Raw genomic sequence first — 18,701 nt, 5'->3', positions numbered from 1 at the left:
GTGCCGGAGAGACGTTGCCGTTGCCGGTCAGTTGCTGTTGCCGCTGGTGGCGTGGCTTGCCCATTGCCGGCCTTCTTGTTCTTCTGTGGGCAGTCCGGAGGCGGCGAGAATCCGGTCAAGCAGCCTTTGGGTGTAGACGGCTTCGCGGCCGGAGGTCAGTGGCTGCGCCCTGTCGGCGACCCGGTCCAGGAAGTGGTGGACGGCGGCGGAGAATCCGAGAGTGGCTGTCGCCGTTGCCCAGCCGTACGCCTCGGCGCTGAGCTCCCGTGAGGTGGTGACTCCCTGGACAGTGGTCGAGACGGTTTCCGGTGCCCTGACTTCCACGGTTTTGCCGTCGCCGTAGGCGTCGAGTTTTTCGTTCCAGGCACCTGCGGTCCGGGCTGCCATGAGCACTCCGGTGTTGCCGGTGCTGAAGCGGATCATGGCTGCGACGCCGTCTTCTTCCCACGGGTCATCACCGGCGGCGTGTGCGGCCACGTCCACGGGTTCGCCGCCGCAGTACCAGCGGAGCAGGTCGACCATGTGGATGGCGTTCTCGAACGTTGCGCGGTATTCCGATCCCGGGCGGTTCTTTTGCGCGACGCAGAAGGTGGCGCCTTTCGCGCCGAACAGCTGACGGCCGGCGGTGTAGACGGGGGCATAGCGGCGGTTGAAGTCGACCATCAGGATGCGGCCGCGCTCGTCGGCCAGGTCCGCCGAACGTTCTGCCTCCTCTGTGGCCGGAGCGAGCGGCTTCTCGCAGAAGACATCGACGTCGCGGCTGAGGCACAGTTGGACTGCGTGGGCATGTTCGGATCGGGGCGTCAGGACGAAGACTGCGTCCAGGTCCTGTGAATCCAGCATGTCCTCGACCGACTTGTATGCGGAGCCGAAGCCCCAGCGTCGGACCAGGCTGCTCGGATCCTCACGGCGGGATACCAGTGCGGCCAGCTCAACGTCATCGCGCTGTACGAGTGTGGGCAGCTGGGCAATGGTTGCGATGTTTCCGGCGCCGATGACGCCGACGCGGAGGCGGTTGGTGTTCATCGGGCGTTCCTTACATGGGCGGGATCAGAGAGCATGGCGCGCAGGACGTCGGCTGATTCCCTGAATCCGTCCTCGGGCTTGGGAAGGTCTTGCCGGTGCCAGCGGTATTCAAGTTCGATGCTGAGCACGTCGTCGTAGCCGTGCTGCACCAGCCCGGCGAGGATTTGGGGCCAGGGCACGACGCCGCTTCCTACAACGCGGGACCGCACGGCCCGCTCGGAAGCGCTAACGCGCGCTGTTTCCGTTGCGCGGAAGGCGGCATTGGGATCGGTGAAGACAAGGTCCTTCACGTGCACGTGGCCGATCAGGTCACCTTGGACGGCGAGGGCCTGTTCGAACTTTTCGTCGTGGGTGAATGTCAGGTTCGCCTGATCGTACAGAACGCGGATGGCCGGGTGCGCGACTTCGCGGACCAGGGCTGCGGTTTCGGCCGCGGACTGGGTCATTGTGCCGAAGTGGTTCTCAACGCACAGCCGCACACCTGCCTGTTCAGCTTCAGGTGCAAGGGTTTGCAGCGCATCCACGAGTTTTGCCCACCGCCGGGCATGGTCGGAGTCTCCGGCATGCCAGGATCCGGCGTAGACACGAACCCGGTCAGCCCCGACCATGTGCGCGGTTTCAATGGCGCCACGGAATTCATCGACCGCGCCGCGCCACTCCACGTCATCGAGGGAGTTGATGGCTGTGGTGTATGGCGTAAGGCCTACGATCGGCACGCCTTCGCTGTCGGAAGCCTTCAACGCCTCCATCGCGGCGCGCCGGTCCCCCAGAGGCAACCCTGAGGTGTAGTCGTCCTGGTAGATGACTTCCGCGGCGTCGAGGCCGGCGGCTTTGAAGAGCGCCAGTGCTTGGGGAACCGTGTGGTCCGGGGTTCCGAGTGTGTGACCTGCAAGCCGCATCATTGGTTGTCCTTTCTGGAAGTGTTTGGAGCCGCTGCCCAGTCCGCAGGACCGACCAGCCGGGGTGGGGCGGCGACGCGGGACCGGTCGACGATCTCCATCAGCAGGCCCCAGGGGGTAAGGAAGTAGGTCCAGCGGTTGCCGGCTACGCGCGGGCTGTCGCCTGCGACTTCTTTGCGCTCACCCAGCACCCGTACCCCGGGGGTTTCCTGGAGCACGGCGATCGCTTCATCGACGTCGTCCACGACGAAGCACAGGTGGTGTCCGCCGGCATCGCAATGCCGCGGCGGGGTGTCGCGCCGGTCAGCACTGCTCCACTCGAAGAGCTCAATATTGAGGTTCGGGGGCAGGCGCAGCATGGCGAGCGTGAGTTTCGCATCTGCCGGGACGTCGAAGTTTGTGGGCATGAATTCTTCGTCCGGACCCCGCTCTGAGCGGTACAGTTCCTCGGCCCCGAGCACGTCGACGAAGAACCGGATACCCTCCTCAAGGTTGGGGACGGTCAGGCCGACGTGGTCCGTGTGCTGGAGCCCCGGCAACCGCCGCAGTGTTCCTGCCGGGGCGCCGTTACTCTGCGCGGTCATTTGCGCGGTCCTGAGGTGGAGGCACGGATCAGAAGTTCAGGTTCGAGGACGATGTGGTCCACGGAGCCGTCGATGTTCTGCTTCTCGGCCAGTTCGATGGCGATGTGTCCCATGTCGGCGATGGGTTGCCGGATGGTCGTCAGGGGAGGGTTGAACCGGGCCCCCAGGGCCAGGCCGTCGAAGCCGATGACCGACACGTCCTCCGGTACGCGCACGCCGCTTCGGCCGAGGGCCGAGATGACCGCAAAGGCCACCATGTCATTGGCCGCGATGATGGCGGTCGGCGGCTTCTCCATCTCGAGGAAATGCTCTGCCCCGCGGGTGCCCGCATCCAGATCCGACCCGCTGTCCAGCACCACAGGTGCGCTGCCGCTCTCGGCGGACAGCTCCAGATACGCGTCCATCCGGTCCTGGGCGGTGTGCGTTCCGGCGATGCCGGAAACATAGCCAATCGAAGTGTGCCCCAGTGAATGCAGGTGGTCCAGCGCGAGCATGATTCCGCGGCGGCTGTCGACGGTGACCGTTGGGACCGCATCGTCGCCTTCCAACCGGTCGATCACGACCACCTTGTGGCCAAAATCGAAGCGTTTCAGCGCCGCGGTATCGACCTTCGTGGAGGGCGCGACGATACCGAAGGGGGCATACAGGGCCTGCATGGCGATGAAGTATCCCTCAGTTTTGGCAGGGTCCCCATTGGTGACGCAGAGCAGCAGCTGGTAGCCGCGCTCGTCCGCGGCCTGAGTCATCGTCTTGGCAAGTTCGGCAAAGAACGGGTTGGTGATGTCAGGGACGATCAGCGGGATGAAGGTGCTGGTCTTTGTCCGAAGCGCCTGGGCCAGTGGACTCATCGTGTAGCCCAGCCCCTCGGCGACCCTGAGGATGTGCTCGCGGGTTTCAGTCCTTACCGCTTCCGGGCGGGAGAATGCCCGGGAGACCGTGGACCGGTGGACACCGGCGGCTTTCGCGACGACGTCGATACTCAGATCAGGCATGTTCTCTTCCTCCGTGCTGGTCGTCATAGGCCTGCCAAATGGGGCGCATGACGTCTTCGAGCTGGGCCAGCGTAGGCAAGCCCTGGAATCCATCTTCCAGCGTCCGGGCGACCCGCCGCACGAACGGATCGTAGAGAGGGTCGCTGTCCACGTCGATCCTGGCGGACTCTGTGGTCCCATCGGCTGCGGTGAAAGTAGCAGAACCATCAGAGTCAACGGAGGCGTATCCTGCCTCACCAACCGACGTGTAGCTGCAGTAGCGCTTCAGCGGCGAGCCAGGGAAGGCGTATCCGACCTCCACGATGGCTTCGCGTCCCTCCGGCGTAGTGATGATGAGGCTGGCGTGGTCCTCCACGTCTCCGCCGTGCAACGTTGACGAAAGCCGGGACTGCACACGAACCGTGGTCTCGTCACAGCCCTGCAGGAACAGGTCCACGAAGTGTGGACCCAGGTTCGCTAGGCACCCTCCGCCCGCCCTGCCCGGGTCCAGCATCCACGGATTGCCGTTATCGAGGTAGCGGGACGGCGGTCCGGCAATAAATGAGATCCGCTGATATGTCGGCCGGCCTGCTTTGGCTAGCCACCGGTCGGCGGGGCCGCCCCGCTGGATCAGCGGGACAGTGGCGGGCACACCGGCTGCCTCGGCGGCTTTGCGCACCGCAGATAGTTCGGCAAGGGACGTTCCCAGCGGCTTTTCCACCACGAACGGAATACCACGTTCGATCAGGGCATGACACTTCTCGGCCATCCCGTCATGGGGGCCAAAAACGTACGCCAGCCCAATATCAGGAAGGTCAACCAGCTTCCGCCAGTCAGCTTCCACCGGAACTCCCCAGCCATTGGCAAGCCCCCGCACGAGGGACACGTCCTCGTCACTGACGCCGACGACCTGGTGCACTTCAGCGATGGCGTTCGCGTAGAGCGGAGTGTGCCAATGGGAAGCACCAAGAATAATCGTGCGTGGTCCACTCATCTGCAGCCCCTTTGCTAAGTATGAGATCGATTGCTGAGATCGGTTGCAATAACAGTATGGATGGTGGGAGAGTTTGTCAACGACACTTCAACAGTGGCCCAGGTAACAAGGAGCATCAACACGCCTGGGCCCCGAGAAAGGCCAGCCATGTATAAGAAACTTCGCACCCTGCAGACCATCGATGAATCCGGCGCCGTCCTCATCGTCCGCCTCGAGAACGCCGACGTGGCAGAACGCGTTGCCGAAGCTGCCATCGCCGGAGGCTTCCGCGCCCTTGAAATCACACTGTCGATCCCTGGTGCTGTAGACGTGATCCGTCGGCTCTCTGCCAGGCATGGGGCCAATGGAGTAGCGATCGGCGCCGGAACGGTGCTGGACGAGCACTCGGCCTACGAGTGCATCCGCGCCGGCGCTGAATTCCTGGTCAGTCCCCAGCTGAATCCGGCGATGATCCGGACAGCGAACCGGTACCAGATACCGACGATCAGTGGGGCCTACACACCCACTGAGCTTGTTAACTCCGCCGAGGCGGGCGCTGACATCCTCAAGCTCTTCCCCACCGAGGCCGGCGGAATCCCCTATGCCAAGTCCGTACTCGCCCCGCTCGCACACCTGCCGATCATGCCGGCAGGCGGCGTAACCGTGGCGAACGTCGGCGAATGGTTCGCGGCGGGCGTAGCAGGTGTCGGTGTCGGCAGCTATGTAACAAAAGCATGGCAGCCGGACGGCGACTTTAGCCGCGTCACCAAGGCCGCCGGGGAGTTCTTGTCAGCGGTGGCAGAGGCTCGCCGATGACGGTGCCCAGCGTCTTCATTGTTATTGGCCCGGCCGGCTCAGGGAAAACGACGGTCGCGCAGAAAACAGCAAAAGAACACAACGCGGCATACCTGGACAAGGACCGGGTATGCGGCCGCTTTGTCGAGTTCGCGCTGAAGGCGACCGGACACGACCCCACCGACCGGGAATCCAACGACTACTATCGCGACAACCTGCTGCCCCTCGAGTACGAGACACTCATGGACGTCGCCGGGGCGAACCTTCGCCTGGGCCGGTCCGTCGTGCTCGACGCCCCCTTCGGAGCCTACTTCGACGAACCGGATTTTCTGACGCGCGCGGCAGAAAAGTTCCAGTGGCCACCTTCTGAGACCACGGTGGTGCGGGTGAGGGTCCCCCAGGACCTTCTGCGGGACCGGATCACCCGCCGCGGCCTGGAACGGGACCAGTGGAAACTTTCCCATTGGGATGAGTACTGGTCCGTCTACGGGAGTTTGGAATGCGCGTGGTCCGGCGTGCAGTACCTGGACTTCAACAACGAAACACCCCTTCCTGCAAATGAAACACCCCTTCCTGCAGAGGGGTGATGGCTGAACCAGAGCAGGTCAGTTCGTCGGTTCTATCCTGATAGCGCCTTACTCCCGCAGCGTGAATGGGACGGACTCCTAACCCGGTCGCGGCAGCGCGTGTGCGTACAGCGCACAAAGCGGATCACCCTCGCACGGAAGCGCAACGCCCAGAGCCTGCGAGGCGGCTCACAACAGACGTTGACAAGCCTCTTTTGTCGCCCTTACTGTTGTTGCAACCGATCTCAGCAACCGATCTCAGGAATCGATCTTATTGGCTCCGGTGAAAAGCCGGAGGACCGATTGCCTCCGGTTCAATCCCTAACCCCTCCTCAGCAAACGTGAAAATATGGAGAGTTCAATGAAGACCTCAAAAGATGCGCTCGACAGCTCGGGCCCTTCTGAATTTCCGGAAGTGCCCGAGCCGCCCCGGCGCTCCGTCAACATGGTGGCCGGCACGATCGGCCACTTTGTGGAGTGGTACGACTGGTACATCTACGGGCTGCTGGCAGCGGTGTTCGCGGGACAGATATTCCCAAGCGAGAACCCGTTCGCGTCCCTTGTCGCAGCGCTGCTCACCTACGCGGTCGGTTTTGTTATACGCCCGCTCAGCGGAATCATCATTTCGCCGCTGGCCGACCGCTACGGCCGCCGGCTCATCCTGACGCTGTCCATCTCCGGGATGGCGCTCGGCTCTCTGATCATCGGCCTCACCCCTTCATTCGCGACGATCGGCTACGCAGCACCTGTTCTCTTCCTGGTTGCACGCATCCTCCAGGGAATCTCGGCAGGCACCGAGCAGCAAAGCGCCATCGCGTTCATGGTCGAACACGCTCCCGCTAACCGGAGGGGCCTGTTCGGCTCGTTCTCCAACATGGCAAGCGGCCTCGCGACCCTCGCAGCGACCGGTTCGGCCGCGATCGTGACATCATCCTTTGCTCCCGCCGAACTCGCAGCCTGGGGTTGGCGCATCCCGTTCGTCATCGGCGGCGTCCTCGGCGTCGCCGGTCTCATCCTGCGGGCCCGCTCGGATGAGACCCCTGAGTTTGAGGCAGCTGCCCTCGTCGATCAAAAGTCCGCCTGGGCGCGCCTGAAGGACCTGCTCCGCGAACACCCGAAGGCTCTGCTCCAGGCAGCGGCACTCTCTGCCCCGGCCGTGGCCTACTACACCTGGGCCACCTTCCTCCCCACCTATGCCAAGCTGACCACCGGCCGGGACCTGTCCTCCACCCTTGCCGGAAGCGTTATCGGCCTGGCCTTGCTCGTTATCATCGTGCCGGTCTGCGGATACCTTTCCGACCGCCTCGGCCGCCGCAAGATCTTCCCCATCATCGGCGCCATCGGCATGATCGTGCTGTTCTACCCACTCCTCCTGCTGCTGAACCAGCCAGGCTTCTGGGTCTACGTTCTGGTCTCGGCATCCGGGTGGGTAGTTCTCGGTATCTGGCAGGCCGTCTACCCGACAATCCAGGCCGAACTGTTCCCGGCCTCAGTCCGGGTAGCAGGCATCGGTTTCGCACACCAGATCGTCATCGCCGTCTTCGGAGGCACCGCACCACTTATCGCCGCTGCATTCGTCGGCGCCGGACAGCCCATGTTCGTCGCGTACTACATGATCGCCATTGTCGCCCTCTCCCTCATCGTCTACTTCACGCTCCCCGAGACAGGCAGCAGGGGCCCGCGTGCCACCGTCGCACCGACAGACCCCGAAGTGCTGGAAGGCGAGCACCTGCTCTTCGATACTCCACACGGCGGGACCCAGACGAATGGTCCCAAGCCGTAGGCGTCCTTCTCCTCCACAACACTGCACATGAGGAAAGCCCTCGACCCGCTCCGGTCGAGGGCTTTCCTCTCCTTGCTGGTGCCCGCTCCCAGGGCGCGTCTCCTAAACTGTCAGCCAGATGCTGACGGCTGTAAGAACGGTTCCGCCACGGTAGGTGAGCGCGGGTTTGTCGTAGCTCATTGCCAGGGCGCAACTGCTTGAAAGCCTCGTTCCACGACGTTGCGGCCTTTGTAGTCTCTTTGTTAAATGCTGGAAGTCGCCACGGTGGGTCCACGCCGTTTACGATGACCGTCTGTTTTTAAGTTGGATTTCCGCTGGCGAAAGGTCAGCCCAGGCCAGATATGGCCGAACACGCTCATCGCACTAAGGCATTTTCGGCCCCGCCGATGAAGTCCCTTCCCCCGAAAAGCGAGATAGATCACTGAATCCGTTGCAATGAATAATGCCGGTTGCTAAGGTTGCCCTAGCGGATGAGATCGATTGCTGAGACCGATTGCTAACATCTACCCTGCCACAGTATGTCCGTACGGCTGGGGGCAGTACTTATTGACTGGCTTGCGCCCGATGCGGAACCTGCTGGCCCATCGATGGGCGACGGCATAATCGATCTGCACGCTATCCGCTCGTGGGTTGAAGCTGCGGGCCACTCGGGGGCAATCGGAGTCGAGATATTTCCGGCTGATGATTGGTGGCACCCGTGACCCAGGTGAAGTCGTCGAGATCAGCATCGAAAGATGTATCGCGGATGAAATCAAGAGGGAGAATCCCATGGAATACAGGCTGCTCGGCAATACCGGCGTCAAGGTGAGTGCGCGTTCGTTAGGGACGATGATGTTCGGCGGCGGCAACACCGATGAGAAGTCATGCAAGAGGATCCTCGACCAAGCCCTCGATGCCGGGATCAATCTTATTGACACCGCAGACCACTATGCTGACGGTCGGTCCGAGGAGATTGTTGGCCGCGCTCTAGGTTCACGTCGCCATGATGTTATTCTCTCGTCAAAAGTCCACTTCCCCGTTGGTGAAGTCGCGATCAATAATCCGATAAATAGATCGGGCAATTCCCGCTATTGGATATTCAAAGCAGTAGAGGAAAGCTTGCGGCGTTTGGGCGTTGACCACATCGATCTCCTGCACATTCACCGCCCGGATTTTCAGACTGACATTTCCGAAACGTTGCGCGCTCTCACCGATATCGTTCGGCAGGGTAAGGTGCGTTACGTCGCCAGCTCGACTTTTCCGGCGTTTCACGTAAACGAATGCGCGTGGTTGTCTGAGCAACGAGGGCTCGAGCGCTTCGTGGCGGAGCAGTTGCCGTACTCCATTCTGGTCCGGCATAACGAGCGAGATGTTTTCAAGGTGCTTTTGCAAAAGGGCATGGGGGCCATTACTTACAGCCCTCTTGCTGGCGGCTGGCTGACGGGGAAATACAAGCGTGGTGTTGCTGCGCCTGCCGATGCAAGGGCAAACACCCTGCCAGTAACGGCAGCGCGTTTCGATCCGTCCGTTGCCGAGAACCAGCGCAAATTCGACGTCATCGATAAACTCAATGTCGTCGCCGCTGAAGCGGGCATGTCACTGGCCAATATGGCCATTGCCTTCGCCGCCGAGCATCCGGCCGTCTCGTCTGTCCTGATTGGGCCGAGAACCGAGGAACAGATGACCAGTTTGTTGGAGAGTATCGATCTCCGTTTGGATGCAGCCACGCTGGACGCCATAGATGTGTGCGTAAGGCCTGGAGAAACGCTAAACCCTCTTGATCGTGCCTGGCAACCGCCATGGCTGGCCCCAGAGGCCAGACGCCGGCCCGCTCCGCAACTGGCTAGTTCCCCGGACCCAGCGAAATGAATATCGATCTGAAAGGCAAACCGGCCTTGATCACCGGTGGAAGCTGTGGATTAGGGATGGGCATCATCAGCCAAGAGAGGCTATCCGCATAGGGCACACCCCAACCTGACGTCAGGCACCAGTCCAACGAGCGTCAGAATAGGGTTCGATGTCCTGTTTAAAGACATGCCTTTCGAAAAGTCCTAGATTTCACCCTGACACTTCCCCCGTCACCCACCACTGGTAGAGCACCCCCACGCTGGGAAGTTCCGCGTTGACCATCCCGTTGGCGCAGGCGCCACTACCGAGGACCCGGATCGACGCGCGAAGGTGGACGGCCGCTAAGAAACCGCGTCACAAGAACCCCGGCGGCTTACCCGCCTGCCCAGAATTCCCGGAGTTCCGGGCGCGGGTCCTCTTCCACCCGCGGCAGCTCATCCAAAACCATCGTCGCGCGCCCCGCCGCGTAGACCGGCCAGCCGGGCAAACCAGGGGCCGCAGGCCGGCCGGTAGCCGCGAAGGCAGCCCACGCCATACTCATCATGTCGCTCAGGCCCTGCGGCGCCCTCCCCCGCGTGAGGAACTCCGCCTCAGGCTTCCCCAGCTGCCGGAACACAAAAGGAACGTCCAGTGCATGGCACGCGCCCAGCTTCCCGCCCATGGCGGGACTCCGCCACGTGAAGAGATAGGAGAAGTCCTTCCCTGGGGCGCCTTGCCGGGCATCCAACAGCCGATTGCTGGGCTGGCGGTACACGACGTCGGAAATGGCCGCTTCCAACAGCTGTTTCCCGATCGGGTCCACACCCAGAGTGCAGGCAAGGGCCCGGGTATACTCGGCCCCGCGCCCCGGCGCGCCGGCCTCCGCCAGCAACGAGGCGGCCCGGCGCTCATACGAGGGATCTGACGGGTTCTTCGGGCGCATCTCCACAGCAAAGGACCCCTCGTTCAGGTTCGTCCCGACCAGCAGGTCAACCTCAGCATTCAGGCCGTTCCGCACCGCCTCAAGCGGGGGCACCGGGAGAGACGGCGTCCCCACAGTGGGCCGGAAAGGCAGCGAAACCGCGAACGTTTCCGCCCCCACCCGTTGGTCCAGCTTCTCCTGCGCCTCAAGCAGCCGCTCCACCGGAAGCGTCAGGAGCCCCGCAGCGCTGCCGCCGTCCAGCCCGCACAGCTCCAGGAATTCGTGGCTGATGCGGGCGGAGTCCTCCGCACTGCGGTACCTTTCCGCGGTGCCGCTCTGCATAATCGCCCTGCGGAACAAGCCACTCGAAGCCGGCATTCCCAGCAGGGTACCGACGGCGGCAGCGCCCGCCGACTCCCCGAAAACCGTGACGTTCCCCGGGTCCCCGCCGAAGGCGGCGATGTTCCTCCTGACCCAGCGCAGCGCTTCAAGCTGGTCCAGGAGCGCAACATTGGAGGAGTCCGCATACTCCGGACCCAACAGCTCAGCCAAATGCAGCAAGCCCAACACACCCAGCCGGTAATTGATGGTCACCACAACGGTGCCGGTGGCACCCGCGAGACTGGCGCCGTCGTACATCCCGTCACTGCCGGAACCATACAGGTACGCGCCGCCGTGGATCCACACCATCACCGGCAACGGCCCGCCGCCCACAGCAGGCGCCCAGACGTTCAGGTTCAGGCATTCACTTTCGCTCCACACGCGGGGCTTCCGGCCCGGAGGGGCGGGGGTTTCCGGATTTTGCGGCGCCGCGGGCCCCGGCGCGGTGCAGTCGCGCACACCGGTCCAGCCCCCTGCAGGGACCGGCGGCAGGAACCGGCGCTCCCCGGCGGGTGAGCCTGCGTAAGGGATGCCGAGGAAGCGGAGAACTTCGAGGCCGGCAATGGACACAGCGGTGCCGCGGACGCTTCCCTCAGCGACGGTGACAGTGGGAGAAAGGCTCATGCCGGCAAAAACTCCTGGTGGCGTAGGGACAACTGCCAGCATCCCAGCTCCATCAGGATCAGCCACACTGGCCTTTCATCCATTGAAATGCCCACTCCTTGCCGGGGCAAGCACAAGCAATGATGGAGGTCACATTCCGGCGCAGCCGGACGACTGGAAAGAAGGAACCATGTCCCTCAGCGTGGAGGAAATGAACCAGCAGCTGCCGGTGGCCAACACCCTGCCCGGTGAAGCTGTCCCCTACTACATGGCGTCGGGCGAAGGCGCGCGGTACGAGATCAACGGCCAACTGGTCACCGTCATTGCCCGCGCGGCGGACACCGGCGGCATCTTCAGCGCCGCGTACATCTCCGGCGGCATGGGTGCGGAGTCGCCGTTCGTCAGCCACAAGGTGGAACACAAAACCCTCTATGTCTTCGACGGCATCCTTCACGTCTGGCTCCCCGGCGAAAGCCGCATCCTCACCCCCGGCGACTCGGTGGTCATCCCGCCCAACACACCCCACGCCTACCGGATGGCCAGCCACTACACGCGCTTCCTCAACTGGATGACGCCCGGCGGCGCCGAGGCCTACTACGAGCGCGTCGGCACGCCCATCGACTCCCACATCCCGCCTGTCCGCGCCGGCCACAGCGCCAGCGTCCAGGAACAGGCAGAGGTGGGTGCCGAGTTCGGCATCAGTTTCCCGGAGGTTGAGCGTGTGGAGCCGTCCTTCAAGCACGACGCCGGCCTGCCGCCCACGCAGCGCCCCTACTTCCTGAGCGCGCACGAAGGCGAGCGTCTGGTCAGTTACCAGACCATGTTCACCTACCTGTCCCGGCCCGCCAACACCGGCTCGAACTACTTCGCGGTGCACACCAAGGGCGCCAAGACGCCATACATCCCGCTGCACTTCCACGAGCAGCACACCGAGAACTTCCTGGTCACCGAAGGCCGGATGTGGCTCTACGCCAACGGCCGGGAAATGCTGCTGACCAAGGGCGACTTTGTGCATGCCCCGGCCGGCACCATCCACTCCTTCGCGCTGGACTCGCACAACACCCAGATGCTGGGCTTCCTCACGCCGTCGGTCTTCAACGGCTTCTTCGAATACTTCAACAAGCCCACCGAGGACTACATGTACACCGAGGGCGGCCAGCCCTACATGGACATGGAAGGCTTCGGCCGCGCCCAGGCCGAGATGGACCTCACCGTTGTGGGCCCGCCGCCGCAGCGCCGGATCGCCCTGGAAATCTCCTAGCCTTCCTGGAGCAAAGAATGGCCCGGGCTTCCGAAAGGAAGTCCGGGCCATCTGTTTGCAGCGTCCAGTCGCCAGCGTTGACCCTAGCCGCCGGCGAGCGCCTGCTTCACCAGTTCCCGGCCGTAGTCGTTGCCGTTGGGAGTACGCACCACCGTGTGCATGTGGAACGGCGCCGGCTCGTCGTTGCTGAGGAAAACGCCTGTGTGGTGGTCCAGTTCCAGCACCACCACGGGGCTCTGCAGCCTGAAGTAAAAGGCCTCCTGCCCCTCCCACCCGCCGATCCAGCTGAAGAAGCTCTCGCCGTAGTGCTCCTGGATCTCGCGGCGGCGGGCAGCCCTGGGTCCGTCCGGGAGGTACGCGATGAAGTCGTCCACCACCGCGTCCAGAATGGCCCGGGCTTCCGCCGGCATGTCCGCCACCAGGATGCCCTCGTAGGGGATTACCCGGTTGTCCTGGAAGCACCCGCCGAGGTGCCGCTCGTCGCCCGCGTGGATCCGGCCCTCGGGCATGGCGGGGTCCACCATGGCCTCATACATCGTGGCGTCGGCCCGCAATCCGGCAGGCAGCGCCGCCATCAGTTCGCGGGCCAGGGCGATGCGCTCCTTGAACACTGCCACCCCCTGATACGGCCCCGCGTCGATGACATCCGGCTCGGCACCCATAAACACCGGTGAAATCACCAGCTGCGTCCCGGCCACCAGGCAGTTCAACGCGGCGTGGTGGCCGAACAGCTGCCACCCCCACGGCTCCGTCTCCGACGGGTCACCATACAGCGCAAAGTTGTAGCTGTACTCGTTCATCAGCAGCGGCAGCTCCACCAGCTCACCGAGGAACCCGTTGATCCGCAGAAGGTTCCGCACCAGCTCGAAGCCTTCCGGGCTGAGTGACGCTTCCACGACGGCGAACACAGCGTCGCGCACCGGGCCCTCCAGCTCGTCGAGACGGAGCCCGGTATCGTGCTGCATGAACTCCGGGTTCGCCCAGCTTTGCCACTCGGGTGCGTCGACGGTGTAACTGAGCCGGGATGCCTGCTCGAGGGTTACGGCGTCCAAAAGCTTGCGGGCCGCTGCCACCATCCCTGCGGTGGGTGCCTCCTCCCCTGCACGCGCGGGAGCAAGCGGATACAGCCCGGGCCGGAGGACGCCGTCGTTCGTGATGCCTTTGAACGGCTGCGGATACAGCTCCTTCCAGCCCTCGATCATTGGCCCGGCGAAGGAATCCCTGGTGGCCGCCTCGGCGTACTCCCGCGCGGTCAGGCCGCGGATGTCCGCCACGCGCGGGTGGTCAGGGGCAAAAAGATAATCACGGAACGACGACGCGGACACGGGCCTTCCCTTCCTCCTCGATGTGCTGGCTCTGTTGCTCTTGCTGCCGGTCTTCCGACAGGGGCCGGCCGGCTGCCACGGCGAGGGCAGCCGCTGCAGCTTCTGCCGAGCTCCCCCGCCAGGCAACGTGTTGGTCCGGACGGACCAGCACGGCGTTGGCGCCCCACAGTTCGGACGGTTCCCTCCCGTCGTCGAAAGGTCCGACGGCGGCAAGCGCCACCGGGATGCCATTCCGGCTTCCGGCCTGCGCCACGGGAGCAAAGACCTCGTCGGCCGTCCTGCCGGCCAGCCCCGCAGCATCAACGAGCAACGTGAAGCCCTTGCCCAACAGGTCGTAGACGGACGACGTCCCATCAAGCCACGCGTGCGGAAGCAAGGCCCCTGGACTGGCCGACGGAACGTAGACCACGGGATCCTCCACCGGAACCGGCGACCCGTCCGGGACCACCACGGGCGAGTCCCCGTACGCGTAGCCAAGAACGAGGCCCAAGGAGTCGAACTCGCTCCGCTTCACGGCCAGGGCTTCGTGCGCCGCTGCCCGGGCGGCGGCGCCGGCATTGCCGCCGGCCAGAAGCGCGGGATCCGCGAAATGGTAGGCGAGCGCTTTGCCGTTGGAGGCTGCGTCGCTGATGGTACGGGCGGCCACCGGGCGGCGCTCTGCCTCGTAGCTGTCCAGCAGGTCCGCGCCTGCCCAGCCTGCCAACACGGCGGCGAGCTTCCAGGCCAGGTTGGCGGCGTCCCCCACGCAGGTATTGAAACCGTGCCCGCCCCACGGCGGATTAAGGTGCGCGGCGTCGCCCACCAGGAACACTCCCCCGTCGCGGTACTGCGGGGCCAGCAGCATGCGCGCAGTCCACGGATCGGTGGCCAGCACCTCGAAATCCACCTCGGCACCCACCAGCGAACGGACCAACGCGGCAGCCTGGCCGGTATCCACCGTCTCCTGCGGGTCCACGCCCTGGATGATGGCCCACCACGTACCGTCGAGGTCCATCGGTCCCACCATTCCCGAGGTGTCCGCGCCCACCACCCAGTACTGCACGGCCGGGTCCAGCGTGACGGCGGTGGCGAGTGCGTTGGATTTGAACAGGATGCTGATGTTGGACAGCGCGGCTGAGCCACCCTCAAGGCGGACCCCCAGGCTGCGGCGCACGGCGGAGGAAGCGCCGTCGGCTCCGATCACAAAGTCAGCTTCGATGCGGTGCCCGGTGCCGGAAGCGTCGGACAGCGCCACTGAGTAGCCGGCTCCCTCGGACAGCGTCACTGCGTAGCCAGCCCCCTGGGACGCGGAGCCTGTTGCCTCCAGCGTTTTCACGCTCCAGCCCGTCACCATCGTCACGAGTTCCGACTCCGCAACGGCAGCACGCAGCACTTCCTCGAGCACGGGCTGCGGGACCTGCTGGCCGCACTCCGGCTGGGGACCGTAGCGGCCGGGCACCAGCTGGAAGGCGTTCCGGAACCTGCGCAGTTCATGGGCACCAGGCCCGGTGAGGCCGGTACAGAAGCTGACATCCTGTGAGTAGTCCACGAGAAGCGGCGATGCGGCCCGCAGTGCATCCGCCAGCCCGAGCCTGCGCAGGTGCGTCATGGTGCGGGCGTTGGTGGTTTTGGCACGGGGACGGGCGTGGTCCACCGCATCCCGGGGTTCAACCACCAGGCTCGGGATACCGCGGGAGGCCAGGTCGAGTGCCAGGAAGAGGCCGCTGGGTCCGCCGCCGGAGATCAGGACTCGTGTCTCCGCCGGCAGCGTGTCCGGGGAGGCGAAACGATGGGTGACCATCAGGCACGGCTCCGCAGCGACAGCTGGCCCACCGGGGTGGTCAAGGTGCCGAGCTTGTCGATCTCCACCTCTACGGTGTCGCCGGGCTGGAGCAGCCACTGCGGGGTACGGGCGTAGCCCACTCCTTCGGGGGTGCCGGTGGCAATGACGTCCCCCGGGTGGAGCGTCAGGGTCTGGCTGATCAGGGCGATGATGGCCGGGACGGAGAAGATCATGTCCCGGGTGTTGCCGTTCTGGACCTCGGTGCCGTTCACCCGGGTCCGCACCTGCAGGCCGTCCCGGAGGTCCCCCACCTCGTCCCGGCTGACCAACGGGCCGAGCGGTCCGGTGAAGTCGCCGTTCTTGCCCAGCGTCCACTGGGTGGTCAGCTTCTGGGCGCGGCGGGCGGTGAGGTCATTGAAGGTGGAGTAGCCAAAGACCGATTCCGCGGCCTCGGCCTCGTCCGCGGATTCCACGCGCCGGCCGATGTACGCGGCCACTTCGCCTTCCCAGTCCAGCCCGGCTTCCCCGGCGGGCACGGGAACGGGGACGTTGCCCACGGAGAGCGACGCCGTCCAGCGGCCGAACAGCGTGGGGTACGGCGGCAGGTCCTGGTCCTTGTAGCTGCCCTCGGCAACGTGCGCCTTGTAGTTCAGCCCTACGCAGATCACGCGTGCGGAGGCGGGGACGAGCGGAACTTCGGTGACGCTGCCGCGCCCAAGCGAGGTGCCGGCGTCGGCCGTCAGGGTGACAGCCTTGTCCTGCCAGCCGGCGGGATCAGCCCAAAATTCGGAAACCGGTGCAAGCGGGAAAAGGTGCGAATCCACCAGGGCCGCGGCCCACGATTCGCCTTGGTGATGAATGCCAACAAACTGCATAAGAGGGCCTTTCAGGTCTTGCCCGGGCTGGACTGCCCGGGATGTCTTGGGTCAGGGCTTGCGCGCCTGGCGGCGGAAAAAATCGATGGTGGCGTCTGTGGCTTTTGTCGCAGCAGCGGGGTCCTCCCCCGGCAGCTGCCACATGTGGTCAGCGTCCTCAATCAGCAAAAGTTCGACGTCGGCGCCCGCGGCTTCCAGCGCCGCGGCCAGCGTGGTGGACTGGGCCGCCGGAACAAAACGGTCACCGGTGCCATGCGCCAGGAAGAACGGAGGGGCGTGATTCCCGGCGTACGAGATCGGGCTGGCAGTCGCCGCCTTTTCCGGCGCTTGGGCAGGTTGGGCGCCGAGGAGCAGTGCCTCGCGTGAACCCGGATCGTCAGCGCCGGCGAGCGCATTGGGCAGCGCTTGTTCGCCCATCCGAAGGAGGTCGGTGGGCGGATACCAGGCGGCGACCGCGGCCACGGCGTCGCTGATGCCTGTGTTGTCAGCGGCATCATCGGCATACTCCCTGGACCCGGCAGTGAGGCCCACCAGGCTGGCCAGGTGGCCCCCTGCCGAATCCCCCCAGGCGTAGATCCTGCCCGGGTCCACGTTGTAGTCCGCGGCATGCGCCCGAAGCCAGCGGACGGCCGCCTTCGCGTCCAGCAACTGGGCCGGGAAACGGGCCACCGAACTCAGCCGGTAATCGGCGGAGGCCACCACGAAACCGGCGTCCACCAGGCGCTCGATCGGGCTAAGGCGCAGGGAATCCACGTGCGGGCCGAGGGAGGACCTGCCGCCGACGCGCCAGCCGCCGCCGTGGAAGTGGACCACTGCGGGCAAAGCGCCGGACTGCTTCAGGGCCGCGGGGAGGTGGAGATCAAGCAGCAGCGGGGGTGACCCCTCGGGATGAGCGAACTCGATCCCCTTCAGAACCTTCCCTGCCGTCATCGTTGAGTCCATGTCCTACCGCGCCGTTTCTTTCATGCGCCGGGCCACCACTGTGGACCGCGTCACTACTCAACTCTGGCGCACCAAGAGTCCGCTCCGCGTGGCTGGTTTCACTGAATGAAACAGCTTCGGGACCGCCGGCAAAAGTGGTCCGCCCTTGGTCCCGCTCAACGGCCGCCGGGGTCAGGCTGCTACGACGGCCCCTGGGAGGCGGGTGCTTGCCGGTGCTTGGGAGACAGTTGGGCGGCGAGGCCGGTGAGCAGGATGCTCAGTCCCTGGTCGAGTTCGGCGGCGCCGTCGTATTCGGCGAGTACCGGTCCCAGCGTCCGAAGGTGGGGGAAGTCCTTCGCCGGCAGGCGGTGCAGGCCCAGCCGCAGGATGGCTTCGTTTTCTTCGGGGTCCACAATGTACTCCTGGAGTTCGTTGAGGATGTGTCCGTAGAGGAATCCGTAGTATGCCCGGTAGACGTGAAGGGCATCGGCGGGGGCAAAGCCTGCTTCGATCAGGAGCGCCAGGATCTGTTCCAGTGGCCGCAGCGTCCCCAGCGGCCGCATGCCCAGGGGTGTGGAGAGCGGCCGGGTGACCAACAAAGGCACCACGTTGGGGTGTCGCAGGGCCAGGAGCCGGAGGTCGTGGGCAATTCTGCGCAGCTGTGCCTGCCAATCCGGGTCGTTCGGAAAAATGGCCAGTTCGTTCAGGACCGTTTCAGCGACGCCGTCCAGCAGAGCGGCCCGGTTAGCTGCGTAGCGGTAGAGGCTCATCGGGTCCCGTTGCAGTTCCTGGCCGAGCCGCCGCATCGTCAGGGCATCGAGGCCTTCGGCGTCCACCAGCGCAAGCGCGGCGGAGAGCACGAGGTCCCTGCTCAGGCGCGCCTTGCGGGGCGTCGTTTCGTGTTGGAATTTTTCCGGGGAAGCCATGGTGAGTCCATCCTGGTCGTTGCGTCAGGCCCACCCATTTGGGAGATACGTAAGCTTGCTTATTGGGTAGTCTACGCCTAAAGTCTACGATGTAGAGAGGTTGTCGACATGATTTCAGTAGATGGATCAAAGTCTGCAAGGCCACGATGGCCGCTCGCACCGTTATCTCAGGAAAATCGATCTCAACACATTTCAGAATGAGCGCCGAAACTCGCTGATTCTGGCGCGGCCCCCGGGGACGGGTGGCCTTAGGCTCACCCCGCTATCCCAACGTTTCAGTCTGCCTACAGCACCTGCAGAGGTGCACCGGCAGTTCCTCTCA

The 18,701-nt window shown here is 64.5% G+C and carries 16 protein-coding genes; 5 read left to right on the top strand and 11 right to left on the bottom strand.

Going from position 1 to position 18,701, the window contains the following annotated elements:
* Positions 1–27 precede the first annotated feature (27 nt).
* The 5 genes from M1D93_RS00695 to M1D93_RS00675 are packed head-to-tail and all read right to left on the bottom strand — an operon-like array spanning position 28 to position 4,474.
* On the bottom strand, positions 28–1,026 hold the full coding sequence (locus M1D93_RS00695) for a Gfo/Idh/MocA family protein (protein WP_461173292.1): 999 nt from the start codon (positions 1,024–1,026) through the stop codon (positions 28–30).
* Positions 1,023–1,928, bottom strand: coding sequence for a sugar phosphate isomerase/epimerase family protein (locus tag M1D93_RS00690; RefSeq protein ID WP_461173291.1), 906 nt, complete (start codon positions 1,926–1,928; stop codon positions 1,023–1,025). The genes M1D93_RS00695 and M1D93_RS00690 overlap by 4 nt, the downstream gene beginning before the upstream one ends.
* Entirely contained in the window at positions 1,925–2,509 is a 585-nt protein-coding gene (locus M1D93_RS00685) for a VOC family protein (RefSeq protein WP_461173290.1), read from the bottom strand. Before M1D93_RS00685 ends, M1D93_RS00690 begins: the two co-directional genes overlap by 4 nt.
* Complete coding sequence (locus M1D93_RS00680; RefSeq protein ID WP_461173289.1) at positions 2,506–3,501, bottom strand: LacI family DNA-binding transcriptional regulator; 996 nt, start codon at positions 3,499–3,501, stop codon at positions 2,506–2,508. Before M1D93_RS00680 ends, M1D93_RS00685 begins: the two co-directional genes overlap by 4 nt.
* Positions 3,494–4,474: a Gfo/Idh/MocA family protein gene (locus M1D93_RS00675; protein WP_461173288.1), complete on the bottom strand. Its 981-nt coding sequence runs from the start codon at positions 4,472–4,474 to the stop codon at positions 3,494–3,496. Before M1D93_RS00675 ends, M1D93_RS00680 begins: the two co-directional genes overlap by 8 nt.
* Before the next feature lie 147 nt (positions 4,475–4,621).
* On the opposite strand from M1D93_RS00675, the gene M1D93_RS00670 reads away from it, so the two are divergent.
* The 4 genes from M1D93_RS00670 (at position 4,622) to M1D93_RS00655 (ending at position 9,445) form a co-directional block, all read left to right on the top strand.
* Positions 4,622–5,269 (top strand): bifunctional 4-hydroxy-2-oxoglutarate aldolase/2-dehydro-3-deoxy-phosphogluconate aldolase, encoded by a 648-nt coding sequence (locus M1D93_RS00670; RefSeq protein ID WP_461173287.1) that lies wholly within the window; start codon positions 4,622–4,624, stop codon positions 5,267–5,269.
* Positions 5,266–5,835, top strand: coding sequence for an AAA family ATPase (locus tag M1D93_RS00665; RefSeq protein ID WP_461173286.1), 570 nt, complete (start codon positions 5,266–5,268; stop codon positions 5,833–5,835). Before M1D93_RS00670 ends, M1D93_RS00665 begins: the two co-directional genes overlap by 4 nt.
* Positions 5,836–6,175: 340 nt before the next feature.
* Complete coding sequence (locus tag M1D93_RS00660; protein ID WP_461173285.1) at positions 6,176–7,597, top strand: MFS transporter; 1,422 nt, start codon at positions 6,176–6,178, stop codon at positions 7,595–7,597.
* 681 nt (positions 7,598–8,278) lie between these two features.
* Positions 8,279–9,445: an aldo/keto reductase gene (locus tag M1D93_RS00655; protein ID WP_461173284.1), complete on the top strand. Its 1,167-nt coding sequence runs from the start codon at positions 8,279–8,281 to the stop codon at positions 9,443–9,445.
* Positions 9,446–9,797: 352 nt separating this feature from the next.
* Here the strand turns inward: M1D93_RS00655 and M1D93_RS00650 are convergent, their stop codons facing one another.
* Positions 9,798–11,330: a carboxylesterase/lipase family protein gene (locus tag M1D93_RS00650; RefSeq protein ID WP_461173283.1), complete on the bottom strand. Its 1,533-nt coding sequence runs from the start codon at positions 11,328–11,330 to the stop codon at positions 9,798–9,800.
* A 169-nt stretch (positions 11,331–11,499) separates the two neighbouring features.
* Here M1D93_RS00650 and M1D93_RS00645 point away from each other — a divergent pair, with 169 nt between their 5' ends.
* Positions 11,500–12,570: a quercetin 2,3-dioxygenase gene (locus M1D93_RS00645; RefSeq protein ID WP_461173282.1), complete on the top strand. Its 1,071-nt coding sequence runs from the start codon at positions 11,500–11,502 to the stop codon at positions 12,568–12,570.
* Positions 12,571–12,653: 83 nt separating this feature from the next.
* Here the strand turns inward: M1D93_RS00645 and M1D93_RS00640 are convergent, their stop codons facing one another.
* The 5 genes from M1D93_RS00640 to M1D93_RS00620 form a co-directional block, all read right to left on the bottom strand.
* Entirely contained in the window at positions 12,654–13,895 is a 1,242-nt protein-coding gene (locus tag M1D93_RS00640; RefSeq protein ID WP_461173281.1) for a DUF3500 domain-containing protein, read from the bottom strand.
* Positions 13,873–15,675 (bottom strand): FAD-dependent monooxygenase, encoded by a 1,803-nt coding sequence (locus M1D93_RS00635; RefSeq protein WP_461173280.1) that lies wholly within the window; start codon positions 15,673–15,675, stop codon positions 13,873–13,875. The genes M1D93_RS00640 and M1D93_RS00635 overlap by 23 nt, the downstream gene beginning before the upstream one ends.
* Positions 15,675–16,532: a fumarylacetoacetate hydrolase family protein gene (locus M1D93_RS00630; RefSeq protein ID WP_461173279.1), complete on the bottom strand. Its 858-nt coding sequence runs from the start codon at positions 16,530–16,532 to the stop codon at positions 15,675–15,677. The genes M1D93_RS00635 and M1D93_RS00630 overlap by 1 nt, the downstream gene beginning before the upstream one ends.
* Before the next feature lie 51 nt (positions 16,533–16,583).
* Positions 16,584–17,462: an alpha/beta hydrolase fold domain-containing protein gene (locus M1D93_RS00625; protein WP_461173278.1), complete on the bottom strand. Its 879-nt coding sequence runs from the start codon at positions 17,460–17,462 to the stop codon at positions 16,584–16,586.
* A gap of 191 nt (positions 17,463–17,653) precedes the next feature.
* A complete protein-coding gene (locus tag M1D93_RS00620) occupies positions 17,654–18,379 on the bottom strand; it encodes a TetR/AcrR family transcriptional regulator C-terminal domain-containing protein (RefSeq protein ID WP_461173277.1) in 726 nt (241 codons plus the stop codon).
* Between the last annotated feature and the right edge of the window lie 322 nt (positions 18,380–18,701).

Source organism: Arthrobacter sp. Z1-9 (genome assembly GCF_054792695.1).
The sequence above is the reverse complement of the archived record's forward strand: the minus strand, read 5'-3'. Positions and strand labels throughout refer to the sequence as shown.

Excerpts from the sequence above, each read along its gene's own strand:
- M1D93_RS00620 (WP_461173277.1), bottom strand. The coding sequence starts at position 18,379 with ATGGCTTCCCCGGAAAAATTCCAACACGAAACGACGCCCCGCAAGGCG.
- M1D93_RS00675 (WP_461173288.1), bottom strand. The coding sequence starts at position 4,474 with ATGAGTGGACCACGCACGATTATTCTTGGTGCTTCCCATTGGCACACT.
- M1D93_RS00670 (WP_461173287.1), top strand. The coding sequence starts at position 4,622 with ATGTATAAGAAACTTCGCACCCTGCAGACCATCGATGAATCCGGCGCC.
- M1D93_RS00630 (WP_461173279.1), bottom strand. The coding sequence starts at position 16,532 with ATGCAGTTTGTTGGCATTCATCACCAAGGCGAATCGTGGGCCGCGGCC.
- M1D93_RS00695 (WP_461173292.1), bottom strand. The coding sequence starts at position 1,026 with ATGAACACCAACCGCCTCCGCGTCGGCGTCATCGGCGCCGGAAACATC.
- M1D93_RS00645 (WP_461173282.1), top strand. The coding sequence starts at position 11,500 with ATGTCCCTCAGCGTGGAGGAAATGAACCAGCAGCTGCCGGTGGCCAAC.
- M1D93_RS00690 (WP_461173291.1), bottom strand. The coding sequence starts at position 1,928 with ATGATGCGGCTTGCAGGTCACACACTCGGAACCCCGGACCACACGGTT.
- M1D93_RS00685 (WP_461173290.1), bottom strand. The coding sequence starts at position 2,509 with ATGACCGCGCAGAGTAACGGCGCCCCGGCAGGAACACTGCGGCGGTTG.
- M1D93_RS00625 (WP_461173278.1), bottom strand. The coding sequence starts at position 17,462 with ATGACGGCAGGGAAGGTTCTGAAGGGGATCGAGTTCGCTCATCCCGAG.
- M1D93_RS00660 (WP_461173285.1), top strand. The coding sequence starts at position 6,176 with ATGAAGACCTCAAAAGATGCGCTCGACAGCTCGGGCCCTTCTGAATTT.
- M1D93_RS00680 (WP_461173289.1), bottom strand. The coding sequence starts at position 3,501 with ATGCCTGATCTGAGTATCGACGTCGTCGCGAAAGCCGCCGGTGTCCAC.
- M1D93_RS00655 (WP_461173284.1), top strand. The coding sequence starts at position 8,279 with ATGATTGGTGGCACCCGTGACCCAGGTGAAGTCGTCGAGATCAGCATC.
- M1D93_RS00650 (WP_461173283.1), bottom strand. The coding sequence starts at position 11,330 with ATGAGCCTTTCTCCCACTGTCACCGTCGCTGAGGGAAGCGTCCGCGGC.
- M1D93_RS00635 (WP_461173280.1), bottom strand. The coding sequence starts at position 15,675 with ATGGTCACCCATCGTTTCGCCTCCCCGGACACGCTGCCGGCGGAGACA.
- M1D93_RS00665 (WP_461173286.1), top strand. The coding sequence starts at position 5,266 with ATGACGGTGCCCAGCGTCTTCATTGTTATTGGCCCGGCCGGCTCAGGG.